This is a genomic window from Ideonella sp. B508-1, from assembly GCF_000333615.1.
Classification (GTDB): domain Bacteria; phylum Pseudomonadota; class Gammaproteobacteria; order Burkholderiales; family Burkholderiaceae_C; genus Ideonella.
In genome coordinates, this window is sequence record NZ_BADL01000028.1 from 1 (window position 1) to 7,816 (window position 7,816).

The 7,816-nt window shown below is 67.2% G+C and carries 10 protein-coding genes and 1 tRNA gene; all 11 read left to right on the forward strand.

Features of this window, described 5'->3' with window-relative positions; genetic code table 11:
• The first annotated feature begins 15 nt into the window (after positions 1 to 15).
• A tRNA-Phe gene (locus I73_RS01495) sits at positions 16 to 91 on the forward strand.
• Between the two features lie 171 nt (positions 92 to 262).
• The gene (locus I73_RS01500; protein WP_022978996.1) at positions 263 to 1,549 is read left to right on the forward strand and encodes an integrase arm-type DNA-binding domain-containing protein; all 1,287 of its coding nucleotides are present in this window, start codon (positions 263 to 265) and stop codon (positions 1,547 to 1,549) included.
• Positions 1,542 to 2,027, forward strand: coding sequence for a hypothetical protein (locus I73_RS32225; RefSeq protein ID WP_148289643.1), 486 nt, complete (start codon positions 1,542 to 1,544; stop codon positions 2,025 to 2,027). Before I73_RS01500 ends, I73_RS32225 begins: the two co-directional genes overlap by 8 nt.
• A 61-nt stretch (positions 2,028 to 2,088) precedes the next feature.
• Positions 2,089 to 2,487 (forward strand): AlpA family transcriptional regulator, encoded by a 399-nt coding sequence (locus tag I73_RS01505; RefSeq protein ID WP_234409385.1) that lies wholly within the window; start codon positions 2,089 to 2,091, stop codon positions 2,485 to 2,487.
• 3 nt (positions 2,488 to 2,490) lie between these two features.
• A complete protein-coding gene (locus I73_RS34765) occupies positions 2,491 to 2,787 on the forward strand; it encodes an ogr/Delta-like zinc finger family protein (protein ID WP_022978998.1) in 297 nt (98 codons plus the stop codon).
• Entirely contained in the window at positions 2,784 to 3,083 is a 300-nt protein-coding gene (locus I73_RS34770) for an ogr/Delta-like zinc finger family protein (protein ID WP_083876496.1), read from the forward strand. Before I73_RS34765 ends, I73_RS34770 begins: the two co-directional genes overlap by 4 nt.
• Positions 3,084 to 3,562: 479 nt before the next feature.
• Positions 3,563 to 4,384 carry a hypothetical protein gene (locus I73_RS01520; RefSeq protein WP_022979000.1) on the forward strand — a complete coding sequence of 274 codons (822 nt, stop codon included), beginning with the start codon at positions 3,563 to 3,565 and terminating at the stop codon, positions 4,382 to 4,384.
• The gene (locus tag I73_RS01525; RefSeq protein ID WP_022979001.1) at positions 4,375 to 4,677 is read left to right on the forward strand and encodes a hypothetical protein; all 303 of its coding nucleotides are present in this window, start codon (positions 4,375 to 4,377) and stop codon (positions 4,675 to 4,677) included. The genes I73_RS01520 and I73_RS01525 overlap by 10 nt, the downstream gene beginning before the upstream one ends.
• Complete coding sequence (locus tag I73_RS32230) at positions 4,674 to 5,030, forward strand: hypothetical protein (protein WP_148289644.1); 357 nt, start codon at positions 4,674 to 4,676, stop codon at positions 5,028 to 5,030. The genes I73_RS01525 and I73_RS32230 overlap by 4 nt, the downstream gene beginning before the upstream one ends.
• On the forward strand, positions 5,027 to 6,025 hold the full coding sequence (locus I73_RS25350; protein ID WP_022979003.1) for a toprim domain-containing protein: 999 nt from the start codon (positions 5,027 to 5,029) through the stop codon (positions 6,023 to 6,025). Before I73_RS32230 ends, I73_RS25350 begins: the two co-directional genes overlap by 4 nt.
• 19 nt (positions 6,026 to 6,044) lie before the next feature.
• The coding region (locus I73_RS25355) for a DUF927 domain-containing protein (RefSeq protein WP_022979004.1) at positions 6,045 to 7,816 on the forward strand (1,772 nt) is incomplete at its 3' end.

Here is a 7,816-nt window from a genome sequence, read left to right on the forward strand (position 1 = left end):
CTGCTTAGCTTTCCCGGCCTGGTAGCTCAGTTGGTAGAGCAGCGGATTGAAAATCCGCGTGTCGGTGGTTCGATTCCGCCCCAGGCCACCAGAATTCATTCCGCCAAGGTTCGCGGAAGTCCAAAAGCCCAAGTTAATCAACAACTTGGGCTTTTTTTATGGTCCGCTGAGGTTCGGCACGGTCCGGGGAGGTCCGGCGCAAAGTTGGAGTAACTATCGGAGTAACCGCACAATCGGGTTACTCCGACGAAAAAGTTACTCCATGGCGCGAAATCTCATCTCGGGCGACGCGGCCCTGAAAGCCATCAAGCCAGGGGACCCACGCAAGCGAATCAGCGACGGGGACGGGCTTTACCTCCTCCTGTTCGTGAAGGGCGGCTCCCACGGCTGGCGCCTCTCCTACACCGTCCAAGGCCGCCGCAAGCTGCTCAGTCTTGGCACCTACCCGGCAACCGGCTTGGCGCTGGCCAGGAAGAAGGCCGAGGAGGCCAGAAGGCTGGTCAGCGAGGGGATCGACCCCAGCGATGCCCGCAAGGCCGACAAGCAGGCCCAGCGTCAGGCGCTGGAGCTGGAGGCCCTGGTGGCCGCCGGAAAGCCCCTGCCTGGCTCCTTCGAGGCGGTGGCCCGGGGCTGGTTCGAGGTGCGCTCGCCGGAGTGGTCCCAGAGCTACAGCAGCAAGCTGCTCACCCGGCTCGAGAAGGACATCTTTCCCTTCATTGGCCGGCGCCCCATCGGCGAGGTGACGCCGCCTGAGCTGTTGGAGGTGCTGCGCAAGATCGAAGCCCGGGGCGTGATCGAGACGGCCCATAGGGCCCTGGAAAGCTGTTCGCAGATCTTCCGCTTTGCCATCGCCCACGGGCAGGCCCAGAGTGACCCCGGCCGCGACCTGAAGGGCCTGCTGCGCAAGCCGATGGTCAAGCACTTCCCGGCCATCACCAAGCCGGACCGCCTGGCCGAGCTGCTGAAGGCATCGCACGGCTACCGCGGGACCCCGGTGGTGCGCACGGCGCTTCTTCTCGCCCCCATGCTGCTGCTGCGGCCCGGGGAGCTGCGGCACGCCAGGTGGGTGGACCTGAGGCTTGATGAAGCCATCTGGGAGGTGCCCGCGCAGCAGATGAAGCGTCGCAAGGAAGGCAAGATCAACGGCCAGCCGCACGTGGTGCCGCTGGCCACCCAGGCCGTGAAGGCATTCCGCGACCTGCAGCCCCTCACAGGCCATGGCGAGTTCGTCTTCATGGGCGAGCGCCACCACGACCGCCCCATGAGCGAGAACACCGTGAACGCCGCGTTGCGTGCCATGGGCTTTGATGCGGACGAGGTGTCGGGCCACGGTTTCCGGGCCACGGCGCGCACGATGCTGGCCGAGCGCCTGGGCTTCGAGGACCGTGTGATCGAGGCCCAACTGGCCCACAGCGTGGCGGACTCGCTGGGGCGGGCCTACAACCGGACCGAGTACCTCGAGCAGCGCGCGCAGATGATGCAGGCGTGGGCGGACTACCTGGATGAGCTTCGCGGTGGTGGTGCAGCGAAGGGGGCGGCACATGGATGACAGCGAAGAAACCAGAGCAAAGAGGATGCGTTTTCTGGCGTTCATGGAAAGGCTGAGGGCAGTGAGAAGAGAGTTCCCGAACTCCTCTCTCATCCACGAGCTTCAGATCATTCGAAGCGAGAAGGTGAGGAGAACTACTCCCTCTGATGGTGATGGGTTCGATCCGATCCAGAAGCCGGGTCCGCGGCCATCTTCTCGGGCAAAGAAAGATGGTTTGGGTGAAGGGACTCCAGATCGGACTGCACACGACACGTCGACCAGTGAGTCAGTTCCTCATGAACCTGGCAAGCGATGGACGGATGAGCAGCGGCGGCAGCTGCTTTTGGAGGTCGAGTCCCATCCAGATTTTGGCAAGTACCGCCGCAAGAAGAGGGCAATCACCGATGCCGCAAAGAGACTGGGTTGCAGCGAGAGCCTGGTCCGGCAGCAACTGGCAATGGCCCGGGAGGCCAGGAAGAAGAGCGGAGCGGATGGGTGATCGTCTTCTGTTAGACAGGGCTGTGTACACCAGCCCTGACTCTGTCTAACACCCTTTCCCGTTGCACCAACAAGGCAGCGCGGGCTCCAATGACTACCGAACCGCAGCGAACCATTCCGGACCGCAGCGAACTTGGTTTCAGTACATGGAGCGAGCCTTGTCTCAGCAAACTGCACCCCATTCCGCCGGCACCTGCGCCGCCGCCAGCGCGCAGCGAGATGCAGGCTTGCAACGCCTGGACGGGACCTCTTCTGTCACCCAGGTTCAGCTCCGCCCGGGGCTGCTGCGTCGCAGTGAAGTCCAGCAAGTCATCGGTCTCAAGTCCAAGAGCACCCTCTACGAGATGATGAAGGACGGCCGATTCCCCCGGCCGGTGAAGCTGTCTGAGCGAGCCGTGGCCTGGCGGTCTGAGGATGTCGCGGCCTGGATCGGCTCGCGCACCATCGTCGGTGGGAACTGAGCCATGCGCCTGGGCTTCAACTGCTCTCACTGCGGCTCACGGGCCAACAACCTGTCTCTGATCCGGAAGTCCCCCACGGTCTGGGAAGGCGTGTACCGGTGCAACGGCAATGGCTGCGGCCACCTCTTTGTGGTGGAGATCAGCGCGATTCGAGCCTTGCGTGCAGCCTCGGTGGCGCGGCGTGGGGTGAGCATCCCCCTGGCCAGGGACCTGCTGCTGGCGCATCGGGCGCGCCGGGATGAGATTGAACGGAAGGCCCGTGCGGAGAGGGCCAAGCAGTACCCGTGGAGGTCTCAATGAAGCCGGCATCTGTCCCCCGGCGAGAGATCTGCTGCCCGCACTGCGACGCACCGGCGACATCAAGCAAGCAGTTGCGCCTGTCGGACACGGCCATCGAGCTCACCTATGCCTGCAGCAATCCTGCTTGTGGCTTCCGGTTCATTGGGGTGGCCTGCGCCGTCCGCACGCTCAGCCTGCCGGCGGTCTTCCGCCCGGAGGGAGCCCTGCCACTGGATCCAGCGCTCACTCGCGATGAGCTGATCAAGGCGCTGCAGGACAGCTCCGTGGTGCGCACGGCAGTGCGCCCACCCCCATAGGCCACCGCGCTCCGCGGAAGCCTTCCTTCCCACCCCCAATACCTGATCACCTCGACACCGGCCCGCCCGGTGCCGATGGCGCCGCTCACCCTTTCGAGACCCGCACCATGCACTGCACTCGACATCGACAGCTTGTCCCCCCCTGCGGCCTGCCGCCTCACCTGGCGGTCGGCCCCCACCCGGCAGAGGTTGCGTTACGTAACTGCGTGGCGTACATTGCCCACCGTCCCTCCACATTGAGGGATGCGGGTTTGGCGACCTGCTACAGAGGGCGCGCAGCCGCGCCTTACCATGGGTGCGGCTTTTTTCTGGCTGTTCGCCAGAGCGTGCAAACACGCATGGGCTCCTTTGCGGGGGCCGAGCGTGGGGAGGCCTTCGGGCCTGCCGGTCCCTTCTGTCCGGTTCGCCAACCCTGCGTTTCGGCCCCCACCCGTTTGGCGACGGGTGGTGGTTGTGTGACCACACAGAAGGAGCCTGACATGGCTGGTTCGACCACGCGCGTCTGCGACGCCGCTTCCCCCCTTTCGGCCTCTGCGGCCATCCTCTGCCTTCACGGCGCAGCAGCTGCGCGCCAGCGGCTTCCGCGAGAGCACACCTCCTTTCATGGCGACGGCGGCGATCAGCCGCTGGCTGGCCCTGAGCTGACCGATGCCGAGGCTGTTGCGGCTGGTGGCCAGGCCGGCGCGGGCGCAGCCCAGGCCGCGCCAGAAGCGGCTGAGCAGCCCGAGCTGTCGCCTGCCACCCAGACCTTCATTGCCGCGGCTGTGCGTGCTGCGGAGGCCCAGGGCCAGCTCGCCGAGAAGGCTTTGGCGCCGGCCGCGATGCCGGCAGGGCAAGGGCAGCCGCCGCGGCGCAATGACCTGGTGGTGCTGGCCGAGAAGGTCGACGAGTGGGCCGAGCGCGCACGCTGCACGCTGCAGCTCATGTGGGCGGCTTGCCCTGACCACCGCGACGCGATGGTGCATCTGCAGGCCGATGAGCTGGAGATCGCCTTGACGGCCGTGGCACAAGACATGGGCCAGGCCTTGAAGGCAACGGCCGTGCTGTGCACCGAGGCGCCGCAGGCTTGGCGCGACGTGGCCGAGCAGGCCCATGGCGAGCTGCTGGCCGCCCGGGCCCTCGCTGTGACCACGGCGGCCGCTGCGGGCAGCTGCCGGCGTGACTTTGAGGTGCGGATCTGCGGTGGCGAACTGCAGAACGCGCTGTCTGGCTTGATCGATCGCATTGAAGGCGCCGGCGCACTGATGCAGCAGATGCAGCTGGCCCTGCTGACCGAGCATGAGGTGCCGACATGCCTGTGAAGAAGCCTGTGAGGTGGCTGCTGGCCCTGACCTACCGGGAGTCGCTGGCCCGGTACAGCCGCGAGGGCAACCTGCGCGGTGTGATCCACGTCTTCGACGGGGAGCCCGGCCGCAACGAGTTCTGGTTTGTGGAGTTCGTCGACCAGGCGGGCGGCTGGAGCTACGTGGGGCGCTCCGCACTGGAGGTGCTGCGCTACGGGGACAAGGTGGAGGAGTTCGCCCAGGCGGAGAACCAGATCCCTGAGGGCTGCCGGCTGGTCAATCTGTCACGGCGGTTCGTGGGTGTGCAATGAGCGCCGCCGCTCGCACACAAGGCGTCCCTGTCCTGGGGACACCGCAGCCGCTCCAGGAGGCAGACCTGCCGCGCTTCCCCTACGCCGACAGCGAAGTGATGAAGCGCCCGGGGATTGGCCGTGTGGCGAAAGTGGTTCACGCGTTCATGAGCCCGAGTGAGCGGCTGTCCGTGGGCTGCGTCGAATTCCTGGGGGAAGCGCCGCAATGGTTCTATGGGGACAAGGACAACGTGGCGCACCCGCTGCGCTTGAACCCCTTGGATCCGCATGTCGTGGCCGCGCTGGCCAGCATCCCCCGCGAAAAGCGCCTGGCCGCAGTGGTGGCCGCGGCGCAGCGAAAGGGCCGGCGATGAGCGCGGCCCAGGCCTTTGCGGATGCCATGCAGGCCCATGGCATCACGCCGCCCGACACGCTGCTGGCCGATGGCCAGATCCACCGCTTTCCCACCAACGGCCGAAGGAACGACACCGCGGGCGGCTATGTGCTGCACGTGGCCGAGGTGGCCGCCGGTGCCTTCTGGGACTGGAGATCCGGCGTGCATGTGACCTGGTGCGAGCGCGACCGGAAAGTGCTCTCCGATGCTGAGCGCCGGGCCCTGGACCGCCAGTTGGCAGCCATCCGTGTGCGCACCGGCAGGGAGAAGGCGGCAACCCAGCAACGCAACAGGGACCGCAACCGGGCCATGTGGAAGGGCTCGCAGCCGGTCGCCCACGGTGACCCCGTGGCGCGCTACCTGGCGGCGCGTGGGCTGGAGCTGGCCACCTTCCCGCTGGTGCTGCGGTGTCACCCCGCGCTGGACTACTGGGAGCTTGATGACAGCGGCAAGCCGCAGCTGCGCGGGAAGTTCCCGGCGATGCTGGCCGCAGTGCAGAAGGACCTGCCGGCGCAGAGCCTGGGGCCGCATGCCACGGGGGGCCTGGCCACGGTCGCGCTTCATCGCACCTACCTGCTGCCGGATGGTCGCAAGGCGGATGTGCCGAGCGTCAAGAAGCTCACCGGCACATCGAGTGACCTGAACGGGGCCGCCATCCGGCTGGCGCCCATCGAGCGCATCACCGCGGCGCAGGACCTGGGCGTGGCCGAGGGCATCGAGACCGCCCTGGCGGCCGAGGCTGGCTCCGGGGTGGCCTGCTGGGCTGCCGTCTCCGCCAACGGGATGACGGCACTGCGCTGGCCCGCGGCCGTGCAGCGCCTCTGGGTCTTTGCGGACAACGACCTGAACGGGCGTGGCCAGGCCGCAGCCGGCGAGCTGGCGCGGCGCGCCCAGGCCCGCGGGCTGGTGGTGCGAACGCTGATCCCGCCTCAACCCGGTACCGACTGGGCGGATGTCTGGAAGAACCGAACCTGAAAGCCAACAAGGGAACGCCATGACCGACACGAGCACCGCTCTGGCTGATGCGCCGGCGGAGACCAAGAGGAAGCCGAGGGCCAGGGGCCCAGGCAAGGTGGAGGAGAAGCAGGCCCAGCCCGCCAAGGCCCCGCCAGCGAAGCACTACGACGAAGAGGTGACCCGGCTGGCCGCGATGCGGCCCGAGGAGTTCGAGAAGGTGCGCCGGGTGGAAGCTGACGCCCTGGGCGTGCGGGTTGCCGAGCTGACCAAGAGCGTGGAGAAGGCTCGCAAGGCCACCCAGAAGCAGGAGAACGACCACGGCCAGGCCCTGGCGATGCTGAAGGGCGCCGTGCGGGTCGAATCGGACAAGCAGGTCATGCAGTACGGCACCGGGCAGTTCGAGGTGTCCGAGCGCGATGGCGTCTGGTTCATCTCCACCGACCCGGAGACGGGCTCCCGCCGGCGCATCTGGGTCTGCAGTTACCTGCAGATCGTGGCTCAGACCCGGGATGCCAATTCGGAGGCCTGGGGCGTGCTGCTGCGCTGGCGCGACCCGGCCGGCGTGCGCCATCAACTGGCCCTGCCGGCCCAGATGCTGCAGACCGATGGCGCCGACATGCGCCGCACCCTGGCCGACAAGGGGCTGCGCATTTCCCCAACCCAGCAGGCCCGCCTGCACCTGCAGACCTATCTGCAAGCCTGGAACCCCGGGCGCTTCGCTCGCTGCGTGAACCGCATGGGCTGGTTCGAGGACGTGTTCGTGCTGCCAGGGCTGGAGCTAGATGATCGTGAAGAGATCATCGTCTTCCAGGACGTGCAAGCGGTGGAGACGGGCTATTCCACCGAGGGCAGCGCGCAGGACTGGCGGGGCAGCGTTGCGCGCCTGGCGGCGGGCAACTCGCGGCTGGTGTTCTCGATCTCGGCCGCCTTCGCAGGGGCGCTGCTGGAGTTCGATGGTGGTGACTCGGGCGGCTTTCATCTGCGTGGCGCAAGCTCGACGGGCAAGTCCACGGCCCAGGTGGCTGCGGCCTCGGTGTGGGGCCACCCGGGCAAGTACAAGCGTTCCTGGCGCTTCACGGCCAATGGCCTGGAGGGCGTGGCCGCCATGCACAACGACGGCATCCTGATTCTGGATGAGCTGTCGGAGTGCTCGCCCAACGAAGTGGGCGAGGCGGTCTACATGCTGGGCAACGGCAAGGGCAAGGGGCGGGCTACCCGGGCCGGCTTGGCCAGACAGGCCCAGAGCTGGCGGCTGATCTTCCTGTCCAGCGGTGAAGAGAGCCTGTCCACCCTGATGGCTAAGGCTGGCAAGCGGACCAATGCGGGCCAGGAGATCCGCCTGGTGGAGATCGAGGCCGATGCAGGCGCTGGCATGGGCATGTTCGAGCAGCTCAACGGCGTGCCCACACCGGCTGCCTTTGCCCAGGCACTGCAGGCTGCTGCGGTGAAGCACCACGGCGCCGCCGGTATGCAGTGGGTCAGCCACCTGATGCAAACACGCTCAGGGCTGGGTGAGCGGGTGCGGGCTGGCGTGGCCAAGTTCGTGCAGGCCTGCGTGAAGGAAAAGGCCTCTGGCCAGGTGATGCGGGTTGCACGGCGCTTCGGCCTGGTGGCCGCCGCTGGCGAGCTGGCCACCGTCGCGGGCCTTACCGGCTGGGAGGCAGGCGACGCCAACCGGGCGGCAGCCACGTGCTTCCGCGTTTGGCTGGATGCCTTCGGGGGCCTTGGCAACCGCGAGGACCGGGCCCTGCTGTCGCAGGTGCGCAGCTACTTCGAGACCCACGGTGCCAGCCGGTTGAAGACCTCACG